This window comes from Streptomyces aureocirculatus, assembly GCF_000720475.1.
GTDB classification, from domain to species: Bacteria; Actinomycetota; Actinomycetes; order Streptomycetales; family Streptomycetaceae; genus Streptomyces; species Streptomyces aureocirculatus.
Genome location: NZ_JOAP01000061.1, coordinates 15,373 through 38,426, shown reverse-complemented (window position 1 = coordinate 38,426; position 23,054 = coordinate 15,373). Strand labels below are relative to the sequence as shown.

Genomic DNA, 23,054 nt, shown 5'->3' with positions numbered 1-23,054 from the left:
CCCGCCCGCCCTTTCATCGCGCTGGCGCGCTAGTCCTCAAACGCCGGACGGGCTGAAATCAGCCCGTCCGGCGCGGAGGGGTATTCCGCCTCGCCCGACGCTGGCTGGGACACCCCAGCTCCGCCGCCGGGCGGGACACCCCAGCTCCGGATCGGGCGGGGCATCTCAGCTCCGGCGCCGGGTGGCGTATCCAGGCTCCGGGGCGGGCGAGTGTCTACGTTCAGGCGCCGGGGCGCGTGTTTCGGTTCCGGCGTGGGGCGGGCTACCTCGGCTCCGGTGCCGAGTGGCGTATCCAGGCTCCGGGGGCGGGCGAGTATCTGCGCTCGGGCGCCGGGGTGTGTATCTCGGCTCCGGCGGCGGGTTGGTGTCTCAGCACACGCCGGGCGGGAATCCCAGCTCCGGCGCTGGGTGGGTACCTCAGTCGGCGGCAGGTGGGTATCCCAGCTCGCGGCGGGCGGGGCATCTCAGCTCCGGCATCGGGCGGGTATCCAGCTCCGGTGCCGGGGCACGTATTTCGGTTCCGGTGCCGGGCCGGGTATTTCAGCCCGTCCGGCGTTTGAGGACGAGGCCCGGAGGGCCGATGGCAGGGGGAGCGGGGGCGCAGCCCCCATAGGGGAGTGGGGGGTTACGCGGCGGTCGCCAAAGAGGTGGCCGCCGCGTGGGCCTCCATGCGGCGGGCCGCCAGAATCGCCGCCCCCGTATCGGCACGCGACGCCGCAACGACAAGCGCCCGCCCGGCCAGGGCATGCGCACGCTGATGCAGCGCGGACAGATGCGGCTCGTGGATGGCGGTGGCGACCGAGGCCCGCACCGGCGCCGGCCCCCCGCGCAACCGGGCCACCTGGGCCGACAACTGCTCGGCGGCCGAGTCGAGCCCGGCGTCGGGGGAAAGGGCACGCAACTCGTCGGTCACGGCGAGCAGCGCGGCGAGATGACCGGCGAGCTGGATGTCCAGCTCCTCCTCGCGGGAGCGGTGCGGGAAGTCGCCCGGGTCGGCCATGGCATGGACCGACTTGGTGCGGATCGGCTCGTACATGAGATGGCCTCCAAGCGGGTTGCTTGAAAGTCATCCTACATTAGATTGTGTCTAAAGTTGAGCCAAGGCTGAGCTGGGGCCGAGCGGCGCTCAGGGCTGGCTGTAGCCGTCCAGGAAGGTGCCGATCCGGGTGACGGCCTCCGTCAGGTCCTGCGCGGTGGGCAGCGTCACGATCCGGAAGTGGTCGGGCTCCGGCCAGTTGAACCCGGTGCCGTGCACCACCATGATCTTCTCGGCGCGGAGCAGGTCGAGGACCATCTGACGGTCGTCCTTGACCTTGAAGACCTTCGGGTCCAGGCGCGGGAAGAGGTACAGCGACCCCTTGGGCTTGACGCAGGTCACCCCGGGGATCTGCGTGAGCAGGTCGTACGCCGCGTCGCGCTGTGCGAGCAGCCGCCCGCCGGGCAGGACGAGGTCGTTGATCGTCTGACGCCCGCTGAGCGCGGCCACGACACCGTGCTGCCCCGGCATGTTCGCGCACAGGCGCATGTTCGCCAGGATCGTCAGCCCCTCGATGTACGAGGCCGCGTGGGCCTTCGGCCCGGAGACCGACATCCAGCCGACGCGGTACCCCGCCACGCGGTACGCCTTCGACATGCCGTTGAAGGTGAGCGTGAGCAGATCGGGGGCGACGGCGGCGGTCGGCGTGTGCGTGGCGCCGTCGTACAGGATCTTGTCGTAGATCTCGTCCGAGCAGACCAGGAGGTTGTGGCGGCGGGCGATGTCGGTCAGGCCCCGGATCATCGCCTCGTCGTACACCGCACCCGTGGGGTTGTTCGGGTTGATGATCACGATCGCCTTGGTGCGGTCGGTGACCTTGCGCTCGACGTCGGCGAGGTCGGGCATCCAGTCCGCCTGCTCGTCGCAGCGGTAGTGCACCGCGGTGCCGCCGGAGAGGGAGACCGCGGCGGTCCACAGCGGATAGTCCGGCGCCGGGACCAGGACCTCGTCGCCGTCGTCGAGCAGGCCCTGCATGGCCATCACGATCAGCTCGGAGACGCCGTTGCCGATGAAGACGTGCTCGACGTCGGTCTCGATGCCGAGGGTCTGGTTGTGCATCACCACCGCGCGGCGCGCCGCGAGCAGGCCCTTCGCGTCGCCGTACCCGTGCGCGTCGCCGACGTTGCGGAGGATGTCCTCCAGGATCTCCGGCGGGCACTCGAAGCCGAAGGCTGCGGGGTTTCCGGTGTTGAGCTTGAGGATGCGGTGACCTGCCGCTTCAAGGCGCATCGCCTCCTCGAGCACCGGGCCCCGGATCTCGTAACAGACGTTGGCGAGCTTGGTCGACTGGATCACCTGCATGCCGCGAGCGTATCTGGCGGGGGCGCCTTTGACGGGGAGAGCTCGGTCACTGCCCCCTTGTTCGTCAGTGCGGGCCTCGTCTCGGTTGCTCGCGCAGTTCCCCGCGCCCCTGACGGGGCGCGAGCAATCACGACAGAGCCGCGGCCGCGTCTGCCGTGTCGGCGAGCAGACGCGACTGCGGCCCGTCGCGCGCTGAGCGCGCAGTTCCCCGCGCCCCTTCGGGGCACTTGGCCGCACGCGGTCTTGTCGTGAAGGCCCAGGGGCCCGAACAATGCGCATGACAAAACCGAAGAGATCCTTCGGTCACAGAGTCATCCCAGAGGGGACCCCCACATGAACAAGCCTCTCGTCGGTGCCGCGTTCGGCGTGCTGATCCTCGGCGCGACCGTGGCACCCGCGGCGGCCGTCGGCGACGACGCACCGGCGGCCGTCAAGGCACCGGCCGTCAAGGCCGTGAGCTACGCCGGGACCGTGGCGCTCAGCAACTGTTCCGGTTCCGTCGTCCGCGTACCGTCCTCGCAGCCCACCGACCCCGCGCTCGTGATGTCCAACGGCCACTGCCTGGAGACCGGCTTCCCGGCGCCGGGACAGGTCCTCGTCGACCGCCCGTCCACCCGCAGCTTCACGCTCCTGAACGCGAGCGGCGGCAACGCGGGCACCGTACGCGCCAGCAAGATCGCGTACGGCACGATGACCGACACCGACCTCTCGCTGTACCAGCTCACCAGCACCTACAAGGACATAGAGAGCCGGTACGGCATCAAGGCGCTCGAACTGGACTCCGCGCGTCCGGCGCAGGGCAAGGCCATCACGGTCGTGTCCGGCTACTGGAAGCGGATGTACAAGTGCAACGTCGACGGCTTCGCGTACCAACTGAAGGAGGGGCGCTGGACCTGGAAGGACTCGGTCCGCTACACCTCCGCCTGCCAGACGATCGGCGGCACGTCGGGATCGCCGGTGGTCGACAACGCGACCGGCAAGGTCGTCGCCGTCAACAACACCGGCAACGAGAGCGGCGAGCGCTGCACCGACAACAACCCCTGCGAGGTCGACGAGAACGGCAAGGTGACGGTCCGCCAGGGCATCAACTACGGCCAGCAGACCTACACCGTCGTCCCCTGTGTCGGCGCGGGCAACAAGATCGACCTGAACCGCCCCAACTGCACGCTCCCCAAGCCCTGACCCCGACCCGAGCCCTGTGACGCCTCGAAAGCCCTGAGAGTCGCGAGAACCTAAGCGGTCCGGCGTACGGAACGTCCCGCGAGGACGTCCGTGCGCCGGCCGTCCTCGATCACCGGCCTGCCGTCGATGAAGACGTGCGGGATGCCCACGGGCAGCGTGCGCGGCGCGTCGAAGGTCGAGCCCGCCGCGACCGTGTCCGGGTCGAAGAGGACCAGGTCGGCGCGGTACCCCTCGCGGACGAGGCCCCGGTCGGGCAGGCGGAGCCGGGCGGCAGGGCGCGAGGTGAGGTGCGCGACGCACTCCTCAAGGGACAGCACCCCGAGCTCCCGTACGTACTTGCCGAGGTACTGCGGGAAGGTCCCGTACGCCCGCGGATGCGGCTTGAAGCCCTGGAGGATGCCGTCACTGCCACCGGTGTGCACGCGGTGGCGCATGATCGCCCGCACGTTCTCCTCGTGCCCGACGTGCTGGAGGATGGTCGAGCCGAGCCTGTCGGCGATGAGCAGCCGCCGGGCCGTGACCCACGGCTCCTCGCCGCGCATGTCCGCCGACTGCTTGATCGTCTTGCCCACGCAGGAGGCGAGCCCCGGGTCGGAGACGCCGGAGATCTCGATGGTGTCCCACTCGATGGGCACGCCGTGGCACCCGTCCGCGCCGATGACCTCCATGTGGTGGCGGATCCGCGCGGCCGTCCCGTCGTCCTGGAGCCTGGCGAGGATCGCGTCGGGGCCGCCCTCGCTCGCCCAGCTCGGCAGCATCGCCACGAGCGTCGTGCAGCCGGGCGTGTACGGGTAGGTGTCGAGGGTGATGTCGGCACCGGCCGCGAGCGCGTCGTCGAGGAGCGCGAGGAGGCTCGGCGCCTTGCCCTTGTTCACGCCGAAGTTCATGGTGGCGTGGGCCAGGTGCAGCGGGCAGCCCGCGGAGCGCGTCAGCTCCACCATCTCCTCGTACGCCTCCAAGGCGCCCGCACCGTAACTGCGGTGATGGGGGCAGTAGTAACCGCCGTGCTCCGCCACCACCCGGCACAGCTCCGTCAGCTCGGCGTCCTTCGCGTACATGCCCGGCGTGTACGTCAGGCCCGACGACATGCCGACCGCGCCCTCCCGCATGCCCTGCGCGACCAGGTCCTTCATCCGCTCCAGCTCGGCCGCGGTGGCCTCGCGGTCGTCCCAGCCCATCGCGTACATCCGGACCGTGCCCTGCGGGATCAGGTACGCCGCGTTCACCGCGATGCCGCGGCCGCCGTGTGCCCCGTCGAGCCGGTCCAGGTACTCGCCGACGGTGCGCCAGTCGAAGTCGATGTCGCCGCCGTCGCCGTTCCAGCCCGTGATGGCCTGGCGGACCTGGGCGAGGGTGGCGTCGTCGACCGGCGCGTACGACAGGCCGTCCTGGCCGATGACCTCCAGGGTGACGCCCTGGGCCGCCTTCGCGCTGTGGTCCGGGTCGCGGAGGAGGGCCAGGTCGCTGTGGGCGTGCATGTCGATGAAGCCCGGGGCCAGGGCGAGGCCGTCCGCCTCGACCGTGCGGGTGCCCGTGGGGCGGGGGCCCTCGCCCTCCCGGCGGATCTCGCCCACGCGGCCGTCCGTTATCGACACATCGGCTCTGTACGAGGGTTCGCCGCTGCCGTCGATGACGCGGGCGCCGCGGATGACCATGTCCATGGGGTGCCTCTCTGGGGTGCGGGTTGGTTCCCTGCCGGGGGCTCCCCAACCCCGCCCCTTCCCGAAACTGGGGCTCCGCCCCAGACCCCGTATCGGCCTGCGGCCTCGTCCTCAATCGCCGGACGGGCTCAGACTGTCGCCGGTGCGGCGAGGGTATTTCAGCCCGTCCGGCGTTTGAGGACGAGGCGCGAAGCGCCGACAAGCGGGGGTCCAGGGGGCGGAGCCCCTGGTTCGGGAAGGGGCGGGATTGGGGAGATCGCTGCGGTCAGAAGTAGGTACGGACGTAGTCCGTGACCGTTCCGTCCGCCGCGACCAGCGGAATGAGCTGCCACTTGTCGAACGACGTACAGGGGTGGGAGAGCCCGAGCCCCACCCAGTCCCCGACCTGGAGGTCGACACCGGGCCCGGTCCGGAGCCACCCGTGCTGGTCGGAGAGGGCGTGCAGGGTGACCCCCGCGGCGGGCAGCTCCGTCCCGTCGGCCCGCCGGATCACCTGCACCTCCGGCAGATCCAGGTCGTACGCCGCATCCCGCTTCCCCGCGTTGATGAAGGCCTGCTCGGGCGTGGGCCGCGAGACCACCTGGGCCCACAGCCGGAAGGCGGGGTGCAGGGCGCCCTCGTCGGGGACGCGGTTGAAGGGCGTGAGATGGCGGTAGTGGCCGTCGTCGTGGGAGACGTACGCGCCGGAGCGCAGCAGCTTCAGGACCGGCAGGGAGAGGTCGGGGATCTCGGCGAAGACGTCGGCGACGGCGTCGAACCAGGCCGAGCCACCGGCGCTGATCACGATGTCGCAAGCCGGGTCCGCCGGGTCCGCCGGATCCGCCGGGCCTGCCCCGAAGCGGCCCGCCGCGTCGAACTCCGCGGCCAGCGCGACGAGCCGCCGCAGCCAGGTGCGCACCCGCTCGGGGGTGGGCTCCGGCACCTCGCCCTCGTACCCGGCCACGCCCACGAGGCGCAGCGTGCCCGTCGCGGCGACCGCGTCGGCGACGGCCGCGCACTCGGCCTCGGTGCGGGCACCCGTGCGGGCGCCGTCACCGGCGGCGAGTTCCACGACGACGTCCACGCGGCGGCGCGCGCCCGCCGCGCGCAGGGCTGCGTCCATCAACTGCACGCCGCGTACGGAGTCGACGTAGCAGATGAAGCGGAAGTCGGCGTCCGCGTCGAGCTCGGCGGCGAGCCAGCGCAGGGCCGCCGCGTCGACCAGCTCGTTGGCGAGGAAGATCCGCCGGATGCCGAACGCGCGGGCCACCCGCACCTGGTGGGGGACCGCGAGGGTGATGCCCCAGGCGCCGTGCTCTAGCTGACGCCAGAACAACTGGGGCGCCATCGAGGTCTTGCCGTGCGGCGCGAAGGTGAGGGCGTGCCGGGTCGCGTACTGCTCCATGAGTGCGAGGTTGTGTTCGAGGCGCTCGGCGGAGAGTGCGAGGACGGGGGTCGTGAAACCGCCGGTGAAGAGGTTGCGGCGCTGGGCGGCGAGCTCGCCGACGGTCAGGCCGTCGCTGTCCGGCGGGAGGGCCTTGAAGCGGGGGTCGACCCGCTCTTCGGCAAGGCGTGCGACGGCTTCCGGCACGGGCTTCCCGACCGGCTTCCCGACCGGCTGCCCGGTCGGCCGCTCGACGGACTGGTCGGCACGCCGCTCGACGGACTGGTCGACGGACTGGTCGACGGGCTGCTCGGCGGACATTGTGGCGGGCTGCTCGGCGGACTTTTCGGCGGCCATGGACGTCTCCTCGTGCCTCTTCCACGCATGCGTTGCAAGATATGCAACGTTCATTGCGTATGTCGCTTACTGCTGTCTAACATCCGAGCCAACGCCGGGTCAACGGACCCGGGAAGCGAATGAGGGGCTGACACCGACGTGACCCGAGCAGGCGGCGGAGACACGAACTCCCTGGACACCGACGTGGTGGCCCTGGGCGAGTCGATGGTGACCTTCCTGCCGTCGCGACCCGGCAGGATCGCCGACGTGCCGTCCTTCGAACGCGGCATCGGCGGCGCCGAGTCCAACGTCGTCTGCGCGCTCGCCGCCGCGGGCCACCGCGCCCGCTGGGTCAGCCGTGTCGGAGCCGACGGCTTCGGCGACCACCTGGTGGAGGCGATCGGGCGGTACGGCGTGGACACCTCCGCCGTCGGCCGCGACCCGCACCGCCCCACCGGCATCTACTTCCGCACCGCCGACGACCGCGACACCGACGCCCACGAAGTCGTCTACTACCGCGCGGGCTCCGCCGCCTCCGCGATGTCCCCGGACACCGTGGACCACGAAGCCCTGTGGTCCGGGCGGGTGCTTCACCTCTCCGGCATCACACCCGCGCTGTCCGCCGACTGCCTCGCCCTCGTACGCACCCTGTGCGACCGGGGCGCCGGGCGCCGCCGCTCCCTCGTCTCCTTCGACGTCAACCACCGCCCCGGCCTCTGGCGGGAGCAGGGCGGCGCCGAAGTGCTGCTCGACCTCGCCCGCGGCGCCGACATCGTGTTCGTCGGCGAGGACGAGGCCGCGGCGGCCTGGGGCGTCACCGGCGGCACCGCGGCGATCCGCGAGGCGCTGCCCGGGCCCGACGTGCTCGTCGTCAAGCAGGGCGCGCACGGCGCCACGGTCCTCGCCAACGACCCCGCCACCGGCCGCGACACCGCCACGTTCGTCCCGGCCCTGCACGTCGACGTCGTCGCGCCCGTCGGAGCGGGCGACGCCTTCGCCGCCGGTTTCCTCTCCGCGACCCTGCGCGGCCTGTCCGCCGAGCACCGACTGCGGCACGGCCACCTGATGGCCGCCGCCGCCCTCACCGTGCCCGGCGACCTCGCCACACCCGCGTCCCGCGGCCACGCCGACGCGCTCGCCGCCCTGGACCCAGTTGGCTGGGAGACCCTGCGTCTCGGGCCAGGCTGGACGGCGGCGGATCCCACCCGGGCCACGACCGTGGCCGACGAGGAGGTACGAACGTCATGAGCCAGACCGTCGACCGCGCCCTGTCGATCCTGCCCCTGCTCGCCGAGGGCCCCGCCGATCTCGGCCAGGTCGCCGAGCGCCTGGGCGTCCACAAGTCCACGGCCCTGCGCCTCCTTCGCACCCTGCACGAACACGGCCTGGTCTTCCGCCAGTCCGACCAGCGCTACCGCCTGGGCGCCCGCCTCTTCGCGCTCGCCCAGGAAGCCGTGGAGAACCTCGACGTACGCGAGATCGCGCACCCCCACCTGCTCGCCCTCAACGAGAAGTGCGGCCACACCGTCCACCTCGCCGTGTACGAGGAGCAGGAGGTGCTCTACATCGACAAGGTGGAGAGCCGCTACCCGGTCCGCATGTACTCGCGCATCGGCAAGCCGGTCGCCATCACCGTCGCCGCCGTCGCCAAGCTGCTGCTCTCCGACTTCCCCGAAGCCGAGCGCCGCGCCTTCGCGGAGAAGCTCGACTATCCCGCGTACACGTCCCGCTCGACGCCCAACGCCGCCGCTTTCCTCAGGGAGCTGGCGCAGGTGCGCGAGCAGGGCTGGGCCACCGACCTCGGTGGCCACGAGGAGTCCATCAACTGCGTCGGCGCCCCCATCCGCGGCGCGGACGGCCGGGTCGTCGCCGCCATGTCGGTGTCCGCGCCGAACGTCGTCGTCACGGCCGAGGAACTCCTCAAGCTCCTTCCGCTGGTACGGCGTACGGCGGAGGCCATCAGCAGGGAGTACTCGGGCGCCGTACCGGACGCCCGGCACGCCCTGTGAACCACCCCTACGAAGAAGGCAACATCATGAGCGAGAAGACCGCCATCACCCCGGCAACGCACACCACCCCGCCCGCCAAGTTCTCCCACGGCGTCAAGAAGGGCAACATCCTCCAGGTCGCGGGCCAGGTCGGCTTCCTGCCCGCCGAGGAGGGCAAGGCCCCCACCCCCGCCGGGCCCACCCTGCGCGAGCAGACCCTCCAGACCTTCGCCAACGTCAAGGCGATCCTCGAAGAGGGCGGCGCCACCTGGGACGACGTGATGATGATGCGCGTCTACCTCACGGACGTGGACCACTTCGCTGAGATGAACGAGATCTACAACCAGTACTTCGAGGAGCAGGGCCTCAAGGCCCCCGCCTCCGCCCGCACCACGGTGTACGTCGGCCTGCCCAAGGGCCTGCTCATCGAGATCGACGCGCTGGCCGTACTCGGCTGACCGTCGCGGCGGCCTGACCGCTGCACCCGGCCGACCGCCGGTACGCGGCTGAGGTGGGGGAGGCCCGTACCCGGCCTCCCCGCCCACGGCCCCGCCCCCCCAACATCCCCCTCACCCCCCGCAAGCAAGCCGTACGTCATCACGGTGCGCCGCCCCGGCACCCCGAGGCGCCGTGCCGCGATCCCCCCTGCCCCAGAAAGCTCCATGCACTTACGAGGTCAACGATGTCCCCGTCCACCTTCTCCGTGCCGCTCGCGGCCACCGCCCCAGCAGAAGCACCGCCGCACACCGGTGGCCTGATGGCCCTCATCGACGGCACGGCGGGTCTGCTGACCGTCGCCGCCCTCGGCATCCTGCTGCTGCTCTTCCTCATCATCAAAGTGCGGCTGCAGCCGTTCGTCGCGCTCCTCGCGGTCTCCATAGCCGTCGGCCTCGCGGCCGGTCTCTCGGTCACCGAACTCTTCGGCACGGTCCAGAAGTCGGACGCGGTCTCGCTCATCGAGTCCGGCATGGGCGGCATCCTCGGCCATGTCGCGATCATCATCGGCCTCGGCACCATGCTCGGCGCGATCCTGGAGGTCTCCGGCGGCGCCGAAGTCCTCGCGTCGCGGCTCCTCGGCCTCTTCGGCGAGAAGCGCGCCCCGCTGGCCATGGGCCTGACCGGCCTGATCTTCGGCATCCCGGTCTTCTTCGACGTGGGCATCTTCGTCCTCGCGCCCATCGTGTACGCCGCCGCCAAGCGCAGCGGCAAGTCGATCCTGCTCTACTGCCTGCCGCTGCTCGCGGGCCTGTCGATGACCCACGCGTTCCTGCCCCCGCACCCGGGCCCGGTGGCCGCGGCAGGGCTGCTCAAGGTCGACCTCGGCTGGGTCATCCTCATGGGCATCGTCTGCGGCGTCCCCGCGGTCCTCGCGGCCTGGGTGTTCTCGGCGTGGATCGGCAAGCGCATCTTCGTCCCCGTACCGCAGGACATGCTGGAGGCATCGGAGGAGGCCAGGGCGGCGGTCATCGCCGAGCAGCGGGCCGCGGGCCGTGAGCCGCAGGAGCAGCCGGTCGCGCTCGCCACCGTCTTCCTGATCATCGGCACCCCCCTGGTCCTGATCCTCCTGGCGACGTTCTCCTCCATCGCCTTCGACCCCTCCACGGGCCGCAGCGTCATCGAGTTCTTCGGCAACCCCTTCGTCGCCCTGACGATCGCCCTGCTGATGGCGTACTACCTGCTCGGCATCCGCCGCGGCTGGTCCCGCAAGTCCCTGGAGACGGTGTCGACGGCGTCCCTGAAGCCGGTCGGCAACATCCTGCTCGTGGTCGGCGCGGGCGGCATCTTCGGCGGCGTCCTCAAGGGCAGCGGCGTCGCCCAGGCCCTCTCGGACACCTTCAACGACGTCGGCCTGCCCGTGATCGTCCTCGCCTACCTGATCTCCGTGGTCCTGCGCGTGGCCCAGGGCTCGGCGACGGTCGCCATCGTCACGACCGCGGGCATCGTGGCCCCCCTCCTCGCCGAGGGCGACTACTCCAACGCCTTCACGGCCCTGGTCATCATGGCCATCTCCGCGGGCTCCATCTTCGCCTCGCACGTCAACGACGGCGGCTTCTGGATGGTCGCCAAGTACTTCGGCATCTCCGAACGCGACACCCTCAAGACCTGGACGGTCCTGGAGACGGTGCTTTCGGTGGCGGGGTTCGTGGTGGCGGCCGTGGTGAGTCTGTTCGTGTAGCTCGTTTCGTACGACGTGGGGGGCACCCGGCGACTTACCGGGTGCCCCCCACGTCGCACCTCGGCAGCCTGGCGTGATTACGCTACGACCCTGTGTTACGGGCGTGGCTATAGTGGTCCGTCGTATTGGCCGTGCGCGGGGGAGGCTGCGATGTCGTGGGACGAGTGGGAGCAGTTGAAGGCCGCGGCCGCACGGAGGCAGGCGGACGGCCTGCGACTCAACGGCGTGTCCCGCCCGAACGCGGCGGCGGACCTCGTCGTCCACGACGACGAGCTCGGCGTGCTCGGCGGCATCGCTCACCGGCTCCGTGACCGCCTCCGGAAGGACTCCGACCACGCGCGGGAGAGCACTTTCGGGGCCGCCGTCGAGCTGTCCGGACAAGGGCTCGCCATGGGCGCCGCCCTCACCACGCTGCACGACGCCTGGAACTCCAAGTCGAGGACCCTCGTGGACGCGTGCGGGCACATCTCCAACCACCTCGACTTCACGCGCGCACAGCACAAGAAGGACGACGACGACGTCGCCACGTCCGTCTCCGTGTCGGTCATCGACAAGTACATGAAGTGACGGAGGCGGGGGCGGAGACGGGGGCGAGTGCGGAGACGGGGGCGAGGGCATGCTGACGGTTCAGGACCTTCTCGGGTTGCGGCTGGGCAAACTGGCGTCCGCCGTGGACGACTGGGAGGTGATGGCGCGACGCCTGAGTGAGCTGGCCGCCGGCGGGGGCGGCGGTGACAGCGCGGCCCTGCTCGAACGCAAGGCGGAGCTGGCCGACTGGAAGGGCGCCAACGCCACGGTGGGCAAGGCGTTCGTGGTCAAGACGGCATCCGAGTTCGAGGATGCCGTCACGTCGGCGCAGAGCGTCCTCGCGGTCCTTCAGGGAGCGCTCAAGGCGTTCACGCGGCACAAGAACGAGATGGAGCGCGTGGCGGACAGCGCCGCGAAGCGCAACATCCGCATCACCCCCGCAGGCGGGGCGGAGGCCCGTTCACCGCAGGACGCCGCCAAGGACGGTGCTCCCACGCGGATGGACCTGATCGCGACCATGCGGGACGCGACGCGAGTACTCCAGGAAGCGGACGAGACGGACCGGATTGCCGAACGGGCGCTGCGGGAACTGGCGCGCGGCAAGCACGACTTCTCCGACGTACGGGTGAACAGCCTCGATCACGCGAAGAGCCTTCAGGGCCGGGTGGACGCGGACCGCTGGGCCAAGGAGGTGGCCAAGGGCGGCGTCGATGGATGGAGCGACGAAAAGCTCAAGAACTTCAACGACACTCTCGGCCGCTATCAGGACACCCCCGCCTTCGCGGAGCGCTTCGCCACCCGACTGGGCGCCGAGGGCACCCTCCGCTTCTGGCGCGACCTCGCAGCCCCCGCCGGGACGATGGGTGCCGTGGGGCCCGAACGCGCCGAGATCCTCGGTGATGTGCAGGACAATCTGAGCCTGACACTCGCCGGGGCCACACGGGTCGAAAGCCCGGAGATGGACGCGTGGAAGAAGGACATGATCGAGGCGGGCGGGAAACGGCTTCCCGCTGCCCCGGGGTGGGGCGGGGGCACTCCACCGTTCGGCTTCGAGGTCATGACGAGCCTGATGCACAAGGGGAAGTTCGAAACCAAGTTCCTCCAGGACTACGGCGGCAAGCTCCTTGAGCACGAGAGGAAACTTCCGCCTTTCACATCCTGGGGTTCCGAAAACCTCAACCACCCCCCGGGCAAATCCTCCTGTGACCCGGTCTCCGGACTCATGGAATCCCTCAGCCACAACCCGGAAGCTTCCCTGGAGTTCTTCCACACCGGCTCCGGCGCCGAGAGCAACTGGGACTACCTCGTCGGCCACGGGGAAGGCTCCCGCAACCTCAGGTTCACGGCGCTGGACGCCGTAGGCCTGAGCGACGCCGGCCGCGGCCAGTACGAGACCAGCCTCGGCCACGCCCTGGAATCGGCGGCCATCCGCACCCCGTACGACGCCGACGCACCACCGAAGCCCCACACGGACGCCAGCGCGTCCTTCGTCAACCGTCTCGTGGACCACTACGGCCGCAACCCGGAAATCCTGGAGGATTCGAAGCTGCGGGGCAGCATGGGGAACATCACGGCGGAGTACATGCGGGACTTCCAGGACGGACTCAACGGCGAAAGGCCCCTCACGACCCACGGCAGCAGCGCGAACCTCGGCAGCCTCAGCGAAACCAGCGTGCGGGATTTCCTGGGAGCGGTGGGCACGGACCCCGGAGCCTACGGCGCCATTCTGAATTCCCAGCAGTCCGTCACGACGCAACTTGTGGACGAGACCCTCCAGAACCCCCACGGTCTAGCAAGGGACACGGTAAACGGCGACGTGAACAACAAGGTTGCCCCGGGTTCCGAGATCGCCGGAATCATGGCCGAAGCTCGGACGCGATCCGTCTACGACGAAAGGATCGCGTCCGACGAGGAATTCAATCGTTCCATCGACACTGCAGGAAAGTGGGCGGGGCGCGCAATCAGCCTCGGTGTGAGCGATATTCCCTACGTCAACGATGTCGTTGGCTGGATCGTGGAGGATACACGTGAGAGTGTCGTTGAACGGTACAGCAAGGATAACAGCGAGGGCGCGGAGCAAGAGAGGGAGGAATTTCTGGCGGAGCAGCGGCGACAATCTACCGGTAGTACATACGACGCCGTTTACAGCGCAGCTAGACAGCATGGATACAGCCATGGTGAGGCGGTGGTCGTAGCAGATTCCGCGCAACGAAGCACGAAACTGCACTATGAGATTGCCCGTCAGGACGGAGGTAGAGCAGTCTGATGACCGGGACCGTGGCGCCAAAGCGCAAGAGAAACCTCTGGGTGGCCGTCTCAGTGACCCTGGTGTCTTCAGTTGGCGTAGTCGTATGGCAGCTTTGGCCCGCCAGTGCACCCGCCGTCTCAGTACCGGACCAGGTATGCGGAAATACGCTCCCCGGGAACCTTGCAGCCGATCTCCTGCCGAAGAGCGGGAGCAAGTACTGGGAGGACATCGGGGAAGAATTCGGTGTTCCCTATACCGGGCCAACGCCCGATTGCACTATCGCCGCCGGCGATCGAGAACTGTCGGTGACGTACTTCCAGTACTTGGATCTGAAAAGGGTCAAGACCATCGATAAGGCGGTGGAGAGGGTCGAGCGCGAAGCCGAGGAGCCAGGAAGTGCCCCGCTGCGACTTGGTGAAGCCCGAGGGTATGCCTCGAAGCGTGCGGCCGTGTTGCTGTTGAATTGCCCAACGAAGGGCAACCCCCGCATCATCGAGGCGAGTGTTCACGACGTGGACCGCTCCGCGTCCGCTGGTTCGAACACCAAAGCCTTCGCCGAACTGACCGCAGAAACCCTCCGCCTGGCCGCCCGGGACGTATACAAGTGCGGCGGCAGCCCGGCTCTCCCGAGCGGCTCGCCGAGTCTCGGGCGGCCGCGAGCCGAGTGACGTCAGGGGCACGGCGAGAGGCTCTGGAGAAGACACCCTCGCCGTGCCCGTGCAGGGCTGACTACCGTCAACTGCCGGAGCAGTACTGCTGCTCCTTCCCGATGGACCGGTACATGCAGTCGGAGTTCTCCAGAAGCTGGAGCACAGCGTCCCGGTTCCGGGACGTCTCGCGTTCGATGACCTCGTCGGGCGGGTAGAACCCGCCGCCACCGGAGCGCGGGTACATCTCGAAGGTGTAGCCGAAGATCTTCTGGTTGCCCCAGAGCCAGTCGTCGATGGTGCCGTCCGTGATGTAGAGGTCGCTGGACTGCTCGGGCGTGTAGCCGTTGCTCGCGGCCATCTTGCGGCCGACGGTGGCGAAGGCGTCGTGGTCGTCCTGGGTGAGGCCGGGCGCCGTGTCGTTGTACGTGTAGCCGTACGGCCACAGCACCAGCTCGCTGTACGTGTGGAAGTCGATGCCCGTCTTGATCTGCTGCTTGCCGCCGACGACCCGGCTGCGTACGAAGTCGGCGACGACCTTGACCTCGGGGGCGGACTCGGGGGCGCGGCCGCGGTAGGTCTCGGAGCCGGGCGTGCCCGAGGAACCGCCGCAGCAGCCCCACTTGAAGTTCCAGTTGCGGTTCATGTCGGTGCCGGTGGCACCACCGGGGTTGGGCTGCCGGTTCAGGCGCCAGCTCCGGTAGGAGCCGGTGGCGATGTCGTACTCGCCGCCGTCGGGGTTGAGGTCCGGCACGATCCAGATCTCGCGCTCGTTGAGCATCTTGGTGATGCGCGCGTCGCCGCCGTAGCCCGCGCCGAACTCGCGCAGGAGGTACAGCGCCATCTCCACCGTCAGGTGCTCACGGGCGTGCTGGTGGTGGGTGAAGAGGACCTCGGGCTCGTTCTCGTCCGTGGCCACGTTGTCGCTGATCTTGATGGCGACGATGTCCCGGCCCTGGTAGGACTTGCCGATCACGCGCTTGCTCATGATGTTCGGGTACTGCTGGAGCCGCTGGTTGATCTCCGCGTTCATCTCCGCGTAGTTGTGGTAGCGGGAGTCGGCGGGCGGGAAGTCCCGTACCTCGACGCGCTTGCCGTCGGTCCGTGCGGGCGGCGCGGGCAGGACCTTGAGCTTGTAGCCGAGGGCGCGCAGCTTCTTGGCCTGGGCGGCGTCAGCGGTGACGACGACCGCGTGGTCGTGGGCCTCGTCGATGGACACGCCGGTGGCGGCGACGGCCGTGCGTTCGGCGGGAGTCGAGGGGCCGGGTATGGAGTACTGACGGACGTTCTCGTCCGCCGCGGTGGCCGCCGCGGCCTTCTTGGCCGACGGCGAGGAGGAGTCGGAGGCGTTGGCGCTCAGGGGCGCCGCCACCGCGAGGGCGAGCACGGCGGCGATGGCCGCTGATCTCTTTCCGCGGATACGAAGTCGCATGAATGCTCCTGTGGGGGTGGGGGGTGGTTCAGTGCGACGCGAGTGCGGTACGGGTGGTGCGCGTGCCGTGTGAGGGCCGTGCGGGTGGTGCGGGTCACGGGTGCCGGTGGGCAGAGCCGTGCTGGCCCATGGTCGCGGCCTGGCATGCTCCGGTCAATGGCTCCTTTGAGCCGTACCTGTGCCAGGTGCCTCTGCGGAGTACTCGTGCGGAGTACTCGTGTGGAGTACTCGTACGGATCCCGCGTACCGGGGCACGGACTCCGCACGCACCACACGTACGGGCCTCTTGTGCGCGAAGGGCCTTTACGCTTTCTTGATCGCATGGCCGAAACCAAGGGTGGACCCACCGAATCCGGGGACGTCGCTTCCGTGCCCCGCAAGTCCAGTTGGAAGTACATCGGTCCCGGCATCGTCGTCGCCGCGACCGGTGTCGGCGCCGGTGACCTCGTCGCCACGCTGATCGCAGGCAGCAACTTCGGCTACACCCTGCTGTGGGCCGCCGTCATCGGCTGCGTCGTGAAGATCTCCCTCGCGGAGGCCGCGGGCCGCTGGCACCTCTCGACGGGCCGCACCCTGTTCGACGGCTGGGCGAGCCTGGGCCGCTGGACGACGTGGTTCTTCGTCGTCTACGTCGTGGTGTGGGGCTTCGCCTACGGCGCCGCCGCGATGTCGTCGTCGGGGCTGCCGTTGCAGGCGCTCTTCCCGGACGTCATGGATCTCAAGTGGTGGGCGATCCTCACCGGACTCGTCGGCCTGGTCTTCGTCTGGTTCAACAAGTACGACGTCTTCGAGAAGGTGATGACGGTCCTGGTCGGCGTCATGTTCGTGGTGACGGTGTACCTGGCGATCCGTGTCACCCCGAACCTCGGCGACGCCTTCGCGGGCCTGCTCCCCGTGGTCCCGGACGAGAAGGACTCGATCCTCAACACCCTCGGCCTGATCGGCGGCGTCGGCGGCACCATCACGCTGGCGGCGTACGGCTACTGGGTCAACGCCAAGGGCTGGACGAACACCGGCTGGATGAAGGTGATGCGGCTCGACAACCGCGTCGCGTACATCACCACCGGCGTCTTCGTCATCGCGATGCTCTTCGTCGGCGCCGAGATGCTGCACTCCTCGAACGTCGCCATCACGAGCGGCGAGAAGGGCCTGGTCCAGCTCTCCGACATCCTGGAGAAGGAGTACGGGAACGCCACCGCCAAGCTGTTCCTGGTGGGCTTCTTCGCCACGTCCTTCACCTCGCTGATCGGTGTGTGGCACGGCGTGAGCCTGATGTTCGCGGACTTCGTGGAGCGCTACCGCAAGACGCGGGCGGGCGCCGACAGCACCGCCCTGACCGGCCAGGAGGTGGCTTCCGGCGCCCGCGAGAAGTCGGTGCCGTTCCGTGCGTATCTGCTGTGGCTCACGTTCCCGCCGATGATCCTGCTGTTCGAGGGCCAGCCGTTCCGCCTGATCATCATCTACGGGGTCCTGGGCGCGGCCTTCATGCCGTTCCTGTCCCTGACCCTGATCTGGCTGCTCAACTCGGGGCGCACACCGCGCGAGTGGCGCAACGGCTGGCTCAGCAACGGCATGCTGGCCATCGCGGGCCTGCTCTTCCTGGTCCTGACCGTCAAGCAGATCACGGACCAGGACTGGGGCAGCTTCTTCTAGGGCCGACTGCGCCGCAGCGCCGCCGGGGGAGCGGCGGGGCTGCGGCGCTGCGGAGCAGGGGGCTTACGGAAGCCCGTGGACGGCGGGCGACGGGTCTACGGAAGCCCGTGGACGTGCGGGCCGACGGCGTTGGACCAGGCGTTGCCGTTGGCCGCGTCCCAGTTGGTGGACCAGGTCATGGCGCCGCGGATGCCCGGGTAGGTCTTCGACGGCTTGAAGGAGCCGCAGTTGGTGCCCTTGGCAAGGCAGTTCAGGGCGTTGTTGACGATGGTGGGGGAGACGTACCCCGACCCGGCGGCACGGGCGGACGCGGGCGTCCCGATGCCGACCTGGGAGGGGGCGAGCCCGCCCTCCAGTTGGATGCAGGCGAGGGCGGTCAGGAAGTCCACGGACCCCTGGGAGTAGACCTTGCCGTCGCAGCCGAGCATCGAACCACTGTTGTAGTACTGCATGTTGACGACCGTGAGGATGTCCTTCACGTTCAGGGCGGTCTTGAAGTACTCGTTCCTCGTGGACTGCATGTCGATGGTCTGCGGCGCCATGGTCAGCACGAAGCCGGGCCCGGCCTTCTGCCCGAGCGACTTCAGGGCCTGCGTCATGTAGGTGGAGTTGAGCCCGTTCTCCAGGTCGATGTCGACGCCGTCGAAGCCGTACTCCTGCATGAGCTTGTGGACGGAGTTGGCGAAGTTCGTGGCGGCGGCGGAGCTGTTGACGGCCACGGCGCCGCGCTCACCGCCCACCGAGATGATCACGGACTTGCCGGCGGCCTTCTTGGCCTTGATGTCGGCCTTGAACTGGGCGACGGTGTACCCGCCGAGCCCGGCCGAGTCGAGGTTGAAGGTCACCTGCCCCGGCGTACCGGTCGCGTCGGCGAAGGCCACCGCGATGATGTCGTACTGGTTCTGCACCTGGCTGAGCTTCTGCACGGTCGCGCCGTTGTTGAAGTTCTGCCAGTAGCCGGTGACGGCGTGCTTGGGGACGGCACGGGCCCCGGCGTTCGCGGCCGGAGCGCCCGCGGCGTCCACCGCGTCCGCGGCACCGGCACCCCCGGTGGCGAGCCCGGCGAACGCGAGCCCGAGCGCGGCGAGCCCACCGACGAGAGCACTTCTCTTCCTGCGTGCGCGGTCCATCTTCTGCCTCCGTGTGGGGGGAATGGGGGAGGAGTGACGAAAACGGTGGCCACCGCTGGTCGTACAAGCTGGTCCAGACCATTGGGGTTGTCAAGAGTTTGAACAGGGGGTGGGGGTGGGCGGAGGTGTCGGTGGATTGCTCAGAGTGAGTGCGCGCCGGTGCCGCACTGAGCCCGACTGGCCGGTTCTGTGTCATGAGCCGCACCCGCTGCACGGTTCAGGCGTCGCGCCAGCAAAGCGCGACCACGTCAAACGCAGTCGCACCGATAGATCGAAAATGGCGCGTTCGGGTCCGCGTCGAGACTCCTGCTCACACAGGGTTACGGACGTCGTCCCAGGCTCTTTCGCGTCGGAGCTGCAAGTTCCGGTTCCTGTGGCCCTATTGGGCCACCAGAAGGGGCCAAAAATGTGCCGTGAGTCACCTTGACTCGGGGAACTAACTCCGCGTTAACTCGCTCCGCCTATAAATGTGAAGCATTGGTGACTCTGGGGTGGGGACTGTGGAGTTGGGGTGGAGGCGTCGGCGTGCCCGCGCTCGGCGGGGAACACGGGGCGTGACCGGGGGCGTGACAGCGGCGGCTGTGCTCCTGTCACTCCTGCCTGCGGTCGCATTCGCTGTTCCCGGTAGCGAGGTGAGGTCCGAGCCGACGAACGCGCCCCCGACTGGGCAATCCGCGTCGGAGCGGGCGGCCGCGAGCGGCGAGCCCGTCGAAGTGGTCGCGGAGCGCAGCGAGTACACGACGACGATGGCGAATCCGGACGGCACGTTCGTGATGACCCAGGCGACGGAGCCGCAGCGGGCACGGGACGCGGCCGACGCGTGGCGGGACATCGACGTCACCCTGGAGAAGCGTGCCGACGGCGCCGTCGGGCCGAAGTCCGCCGTGGTGGACCTCGCCTTCTCGGGAGGCGGAGAGGGCTCGGGACTGCTGCGCCTCGGCGCCGGTGGCCAGCGCCTCAAGCTGGGTTGGCCGACGGCCCTGCCCGAGCCGTCCCTCGACGGCGCGACGGCCACGTACGCGAACGTGCCGGTCAAGGACGTGGACCTCCAGCTCACGGCCACCGCCGAGGGCTACCGCGAGGTGCTGGTCGTCAAGACGGCGGAGGCGGCTGCGAGTCCTGAGCTGGAGAAGGTGAAGCTCACCGCGCGGGGAGAGGGCCTGAGCCTGGTCCCGGGCGAGGGCGGCGGCCTGCGTGCCGTGGACGCCGACGGCAATGCGCTCTTCCGTGGCCCTTCCGGGCAGATGTGGGACTCAGCGGGGGACATCGCGGCCGCGCCCCGCAAGGGGCTCCGTGCGACGGGTGCCGGAGCGAAGCCTGCCGAGGGCGGCGTCTCCGAGGACCCGGCGCAGCCCGGGGCAGGGGACACCACCGCCGATCTGCCGGTCTCCGTGGGGGACGGTGCGGTGTCGGTGACACCCGACCTCGATCTGCTGCGGGGTGAGAAGACCGTGTACCCGGTCTTCATCGACCCGTCGGTGGGCCTGGGCAAGTCGGAGTGGACGAAGCTCTCTTCGGACGGCGACAAGTTCTGGAAGTTCAGCGAGCCCAAAGGCGTGGGGCGCTGCGGTATCGCCGACGGCTACTACTGCGACCTGGGCGGCTACACCGACCGGATGTATTTCGAGTTCGGGGCGTCCGAACTCGCGGGCAAGCACGTCCTCGACGCCACCTTCAGGGCCTACGAGACCTGGTCGTACAACTGCTCCCCGCACTGGGTCGACCTGGAGCGCACCGACAACATCTCCGAGGGCACGCGGTGGCCCGGCCCGAAGCAGCTCAACCAGATGGGCGACCGCTATGTGTCGGCGGGCCGCGGCAACCTGTGCAGCCCCGAACAGCCCAACTCCTGGATTGAGTTCAACGACAACCCGGCGGAGAAGGACGAGGACCTCACCACCACGGTCCGGGCGCTCGCGAACGGCAAGATGTCCCGGCTCACGCTGATGCTGAGGGCCAAGGACGAGGGGGACCCGCGGGCGTGGAAGCGGTTCGACAACAACGCCGAGCTCAAGGTCTGGTACATGCACAAGCCGGGGGTGCCGTCGACGGTCGGGGCCGTGCCCGGGACGGGGAACGGCAGGACGCAGTGCCGCCCCGCGAAGGACCCGGTGACCGTCACGGTGAACACACCGACGTTGCGGGCGACGGTGCAGACCAAGGTCGAGCAGCACCAGGGAGACGAAGAGGGCTCCTTGCAGGCCGAGTTCGTGATGCAGCGCTCCAGTACGGATACCGCGGCAGGGTCGTGGTCGGACGTGTGGAAGGGCTACAAGCCGGACTCCGGCTGGGATCCGGACGGTACGAGAGAGACGATCACCACCTCCAACCGCGCGGACGGCGGCCTGTACCGCTTCAAGGCGCGCACCCAGTCGCACTGGGTGTACGGCGGCAAGAAGGGCGACCTCTTCTCCCCGTACTCGAAGTGGTGCTACCTGCGGATCGACTCGACGGCGCCGAAGGCACCGACCATCCAGTCGATGCTGCCGTACGCGGAGTGCACGACCAACGACTGTGTCCCTCGTGGCGGCCCCGGCCGGCCCGGCAAGTTCCACTTCCGCCCGAACGCCGCGGACCGGGACGTGGAGGCCTACAGGTGGCGGCTGCTGACGTCGGACGCCGACGAGACCAGAACGGTCACGGCCGAGTCCCACCAGGCCGTCGTGTCCCTCAAACCGGGCCTGTCGGGTACGCAGACGCTGTCGGTGGAGGCCAGCGACCTGAAGAAGGACAAGGAAGGCCGGGTCCGCTGGGGACCGCCGGCGGAATTCGACTTCAAGGTCGCGGTCGCGGAGGGTACGACGGGACGCTGGCGCTTCAACGACGCGCCCCCGGGCTCCGACAGGACCGTCGCGAACGACACGGGCGAGGTCGGCGCCCGGCACGACGTGGTGCTGCGTGATCAGGCCGGGACCGGCTGGTCGACCATGGGCCGCCGTGGAGCGGGCGACTACGCACTGCGCCTGAACGACAACATCAGCGACCCCGACAAGCGTGTCGGGTACGCGTCGACCGACGGTGTCCCGGTCAACACGCAGGACTCCTACACCGTTTCCGCCTGGGCGTACCTGACGGACGCCTCGGCCAACCGCACGATCCTGTCCGCCCCGGGCGAGCACGGCTCGGCGTTCACGCTCTACTACTCGTCCGCCCTCAAGAAGTGGGTGTTCAACCGCACGGACCAGGACAGGAACAGCCCTGCCTACATCCGCTCCACAGCCACCGCGGAGGACCCGCCGCTCAGGGTGTGGACGCATCTCACCGGTGTCTTCGACACGCAGGACAACGGTGACAGGAGCGACGACACCATTCAGCTCTTCGTCAACGGGCGGCCGCAGGGCAAGCCGGTGGTCCTGGCCGACGAGGCGTCGACGTACGAGCCCTGGACGGCGGACCGGAACATGATGGTCGGGCGTACCAAGGTGGGCGGCGGCTACGGCGACTACTTCACGGGCCGTGTCGACGAGTTCGCCGCGTGGCAGCGGGCGCTTGAGCCCAAGGAGATCCGTGAGGAGAACCGCCTCGAACGGAAGGGCGCGCCCACGAACGAGCTGGTGGGGCACTGGGACGCCACCATCTCCTCCGGAGACGGGGTCATCGAGAGCCCGGAGGACCCGGACGACCCGAACAGTACGGGCTTCCCCTACCGGCGGGGTGCCATGGACCTGTCCGGCTCGGGCGCACGCCTGACCGGGGAGGACGCCACGTCCCTCGTCCTTGACGGCAAGAACGGGTACGCCTCGGCGGCGGGGCCCGTCGTCGACGAGACCGGGTCGTTCACGGTGTCGGCGCGGGTACGGCTGACCAAGTCCGAACTCGCGGGCAAGCCCGTCGGCTACCGCGGGCTCGTGGCGGGGCAGGCCACGCCGGTGGGGAAGGAGTCTTCGTGGGTGTTGTGGGTGGAGAAGACCGGTGACGACGCCTATCGGTGGAAGTTCGGTCGGACCGCGGTGAACGCTGACGGCAAAGTGGCAGCCTCCGCGGTCACGACGGCTGAGGACGTCATCGGCGACAAGGAATGGGACACCTGGGTCGACGTGACCGGGGTCTTCGACGCAGGCCTCGACTTCACCGACGACGAAGGCGATCAGCGCTTCGGTGTGGCCAAGCTCTACGTGGGCCAGTTCGCGCAGCAGGGTGAGGACGACGCGGGCCTCGCCAGGGCGCAGCAGGGCGACGGTTCCCTGACGGTGGGACGCGGTTCTGCGAAGGGTGCGACGGGCCACTATCTGCCGGGCGACCTGGCAAAGCTGCGGGTGTGGGCCGGGGCGATGAATCAAGAGCAGGTCACCGACCAGATCGCGGAGCCCTCCACGTAGGCCGCTGGGCCTGCCTGCTCCTTCTCTGCTTCCTCACTGGAATTCGACGGCGT

At 69.3% G+C, this 23,054-nt stretch carries 16 protein-coding genes; 10 read left to right on the top strand and 6 right to left on the bottom strand.

Annotation, left to right across the window (positions count from 1 at the left end; all coding sequences use genetic code 11):
- Positions 1-625: 625 nt before the first annotated feature.
- Positions 626-1,036 (bottom strand): SCO4983 family protein, encoded by a 411-nt coding sequence (locus IG78_RS0136515; protein WP_030572386.1) that lies wholly within the window; start codon positions 1,034-1,036, stop codon positions 626-628.
- Between the two features lie 90 nt (positions 1,037-1,126).
- The gene (locus IG78_RS0136510) at positions 1,127-2,338 is read right to left on the bottom strand and encodes a pyridoxal phosphate-dependent aminotransferase (RefSeq protein ID WP_030572383.1); all 1,212 of its coding nucleotides are present in this window, start codon (positions 2,336-2,338) and stop codon (positions 1,127-1,129) included.
- Positions 2,339-2,671: 333 nt separating this feature from the next.
- Here IG78_RS0136510 and IG78_RS0136505 point away from each other — a divergent pair, with 333 nt between their 5' ends.
- A complete protein-coding gene (locus IG78_RS0136505) occupies positions 2,672-3,520 on the top strand; it encodes a S1 family peptidase (protein WP_030572380.1) in 849 nt (282 codons plus the stop codon).
- 50 nt (positions 3,521-3,570) lie between these two features.
- On the opposite strand, the gene IG78_RS0136500 is transcribed toward IG78_RS0136505, so the two are convergent.
- Both IG78_RS0136500 and IG78_RS0136495 read right to left on the bottom strand, forming a co-directional pair.
- Entirely contained in the window at positions 3,571-5,181 is a 1,611-nt protein-coding gene (locus IG78_RS0136500; protein ID WP_030572376.1) for an N-acyl-D-amino-acid deacylase family protein, read from the bottom strand.
- Positions 5,182-5,446: 265 nt separating this feature from the next.
- Complete coding sequence (locus IG78_RS0136495) at positions 5,447-6,901, bottom strand: alanine racemase (protein WP_225882368.1); 1,455 nt, start codon at positions 6,899-6,901, stop codon at positions 5,447-5,449.
- A gap of 204 nt (positions 6,902-7,105) precedes the next feature.
- Here IG78_RS0136495 and IG78_RS0136490 point away from each other — a divergent pair, with 204 nt between their 5' ends.
- From IG78_RS0136490 to IG78_RS49745, 7 genes are all read left to right on the top strand, one after another.
- Positions 7,106-8,128, top strand: a complete 1,023-nt coding sequence (locus tag IG78_RS0136490) for a sugar kinase (protein ID WP_249926157.1) — start codon at positions 7,106-7,108, stop codon at positions 8,126-8,128.
- Positions 8,125-8,889: an IclR family transcriptional regulator gene (locus IG78_RS0136485; RefSeq protein WP_030572368.1), complete on the top strand. Its 765-nt coding sequence runs from the start codon at positions 8,125-8,127 to the stop codon at positions 8,887-8,889. Before IG78_RS0136490 ends, IG78_RS0136485 begins: the two co-directional genes overlap by 4 nt.
- A gap of 26 nt (positions 8,890-8,915) precedes the next feature.
- Positions 8,916-9,326 (top strand): RidA family protein, encoded by a 411-nt coding sequence (locus IG78_RS0136480; protein ID WP_030572365.1) that lies wholly within the window; start codon positions 8,916-8,918, stop codon positions 9,324-9,326.
- 224 nt (positions 9,327-9,550) lie between these two features.
- On the top strand, positions 9,551-11,044 hold the full coding sequence (locus IG78_RS0136475) for a GntP family permease (protein WP_030572362.1): 1,494 nt from the start codon (positions 9,551-9,553) through the stop codon (positions 11,042-11,044).
- A gap of 150 nt (positions 11,045-11,194) precedes the next feature.
- The gene (locus tag IG78_RS0136470; protein ID WP_030572359.1) at positions 11,195-11,611 is read left to right on the top strand and encodes a hypothetical protein; all 417 of its coding nucleotides are present in this window, start codon (positions 11,195-11,197) and stop codon (positions 11,609-11,611) included.
- A 49-nt stretch (positions 11,612-11,660) separates the two neighbouring features.
- Positions 11,661-13,838: a DUF6571 family protein gene (locus IG78_RS0136465; protein ID WP_030572356.1), complete on the top strand. Its 2,178-nt coding sequence runs from the start codon at positions 11,661-11,663 to the stop codon at positions 13,836-13,838.
- Positions 13,838-14,488 carry a hypothetical protein gene (locus IG78_RS49745; protein WP_157855995.1) on the top strand — a complete coding sequence of 217 codons (651 nt, stop codon included), beginning with the start codon at positions 13,838-13,840 and terminating at the stop codon, positions 14,486-14,488. Before IG78_RS0136465 ends, IG78_RS49745 begins: the two co-directional genes overlap by 1 nt.
- 67 nt (positions 14,489-14,555) lie before the next feature.
- Here the strand turns inward: IG78_RS49745 and IG78_RS0136460 are convergent, their stop codons facing one another.
- The gene (locus IG78_RS0136460) at positions 14,556-15,899 is read right to left on the bottom strand and encodes a M14 family metallopeptidase (RefSeq protein WP_030572353.1); all 1,344 of its coding nucleotides are present in this window, start codon (positions 15,897-15,899) and stop codon (positions 14,556-14,558) included.
- A 321-nt stretch (positions 15,900-16,220) separates the two neighbouring features.
- On the opposite strand from IG78_RS0136460, the gene IG78_RS0136455 reads away from it, so the two are divergent.
- The gene (locus IG78_RS0136455; RefSeq protein WP_030572350.1) at positions 16,221-17,552 is read left to right on the top strand and encodes an Nramp family divalent metal transporter; all 1,332 of its coding nucleotides are present in this window, start codon (positions 16,221-16,223) and stop codon (positions 17,550-17,552) included.
- A 95-nt stretch (positions 17,553-17,647) separates the two neighbouring features.
- On the opposite strand, the gene IG78_RS0136450 is transcribed toward IG78_RS0136455, so the two are convergent.
- Complete coding sequence (locus tag IG78_RS0136450; protein WP_030572347.1) at positions 17,648-18,682, bottom strand: chitinase; 1,035 nt, start codon at positions 18,680-18,682, stop codon at positions 17,648-17,650.
- Between the two features lie 1,616 nt (positions 18,683-20,298).
- On the opposite strand from IG78_RS0136450, the gene IG78_RS0136445 reads away from it, so the two are divergent.
- Positions 20,299-23,001 (top strand): LamG-like jellyroll fold domain-containing protein, encoded by a 2,703-nt coding sequence (locus IG78_RS0136445; RefSeq protein WP_225882371.1) that lies wholly within the window; start codon positions 20,299-20,301, stop codon positions 22,999-23,001.
- The last annotated feature ends 53 nt before the right edge of the window (positions 23,002-23,054 follow it).

Bases quoted from the DNA above. Each gene is read 5' to 3' on its own strand.
- IG78_RS0136515 (WP_030572386.1), bottom strand. From the start codon at position 1,036: ATGTACGAGCCGATCCGCACCAAGTCGGTCCATGCCATGGCCGACCCG.
- IG78_RS0136510 (WP_030572383.1), bottom strand. From the start codon at position 2,338: ATGCAGGTGATCCAGTCGACCAAGCTCGCCAACGTCTGTTACGAGATC.
- IG78_RS0136505 (WP_030572380.1), top strand. From the start codon at position 2,672: ATGAACAAGCCTCTCGTCGGTGCCGCGTTCGGCGTGCTGATCCTCGGC.
- IG78_RS0136500 (WP_030572376.1), bottom strand. From the start codon at position 5,181: ATGGACATGGTCATCCGCGGCGCCCGCGTCATCGACGGCAGCGGCGAA.
- IG78_RS0136495 (WP_225882368.1), bottom strand. From the start codon at position 6,901: ATGGCCGCCGAAAAGTCCGCCGAGCAGCCCGCCACAATGTCCGCCGAG.
- IG78_RS0136490 (WP_249926157.1), top strand. From the start codon at position 7,106: ATGGTGACCTTCCTGCCGTCGCGACCCGGCAGGATCGCCGACGTGCCG.
- IG78_RS0136485 (WP_030572368.1), top strand. From the start codon at position 8,125: ATGAGCCAGACCGTCGACCGCGCCCTGTCGATCCTGCCCCTGCTCGCC.
- IG78_RS0136480 (WP_030572365.1), top strand. From the start codon at position 8,916: ATGAGCGAGAAGACCGCCATCACCCCGGCAACGCACACCACCCCGCCC.
- IG78_RS0136475 (WP_030572362.1), top strand. From the start codon at position 9,551: ATGTCCCCGTCCACCTTCTCCGTGCCGCTCGCGGCCACCGCCCCAGCA.
- IG78_RS0136470 (WP_030572359.1), top strand. From the start codon at position 11,195: ATGTCGTGGGACGAGTGGGAGCAGTTGAAGGCCGCGGCCGCACGGAGG.
- IG78_RS0136465 (WP_030572356.1), top strand. From the start codon at position 11,661: ATGCTGACGGTTCAGGACCTTCTCGGGTTGCGGCTGGGCAAACTGGCG.
- IG78_RS49745 (WP_157855995.1), top strand. From the start codon at position 13,838: ATGACCGGGACCGTGGCGCCAAAGCGCAAGAGAAACCTCTGGGTGGCC.
- IG78_RS0136460 (WP_030572353.1), bottom strand. From the start codon at position 15,899: ATGCGACTTCGTATCCGCGGAAAGAGATCAGCGGCCATCGCCGCCGTG.
- IG78_RS0136455 (WP_030572350.1), top strand. From the start codon at position 16,221: ATGGCCGAAACCAAGGGTGGACCCACCGAATCCGGGGACGTCGCTTCC.
- IG78_RS0136450 (WP_030572347.1), bottom strand. From the start codon at position 18,682: ATGGACCGCGCACGCAGGAAGAGAAGTGCTCTCGTCGGTGGGCTCGCC.
- IG78_RS0136445 (WP_225882371.1), top strand. From the start codon at position 20,299: ATGTATTTCGAGTTCGGGGCGTCCGAACTCGCGGGCAAGCACGTCCTC.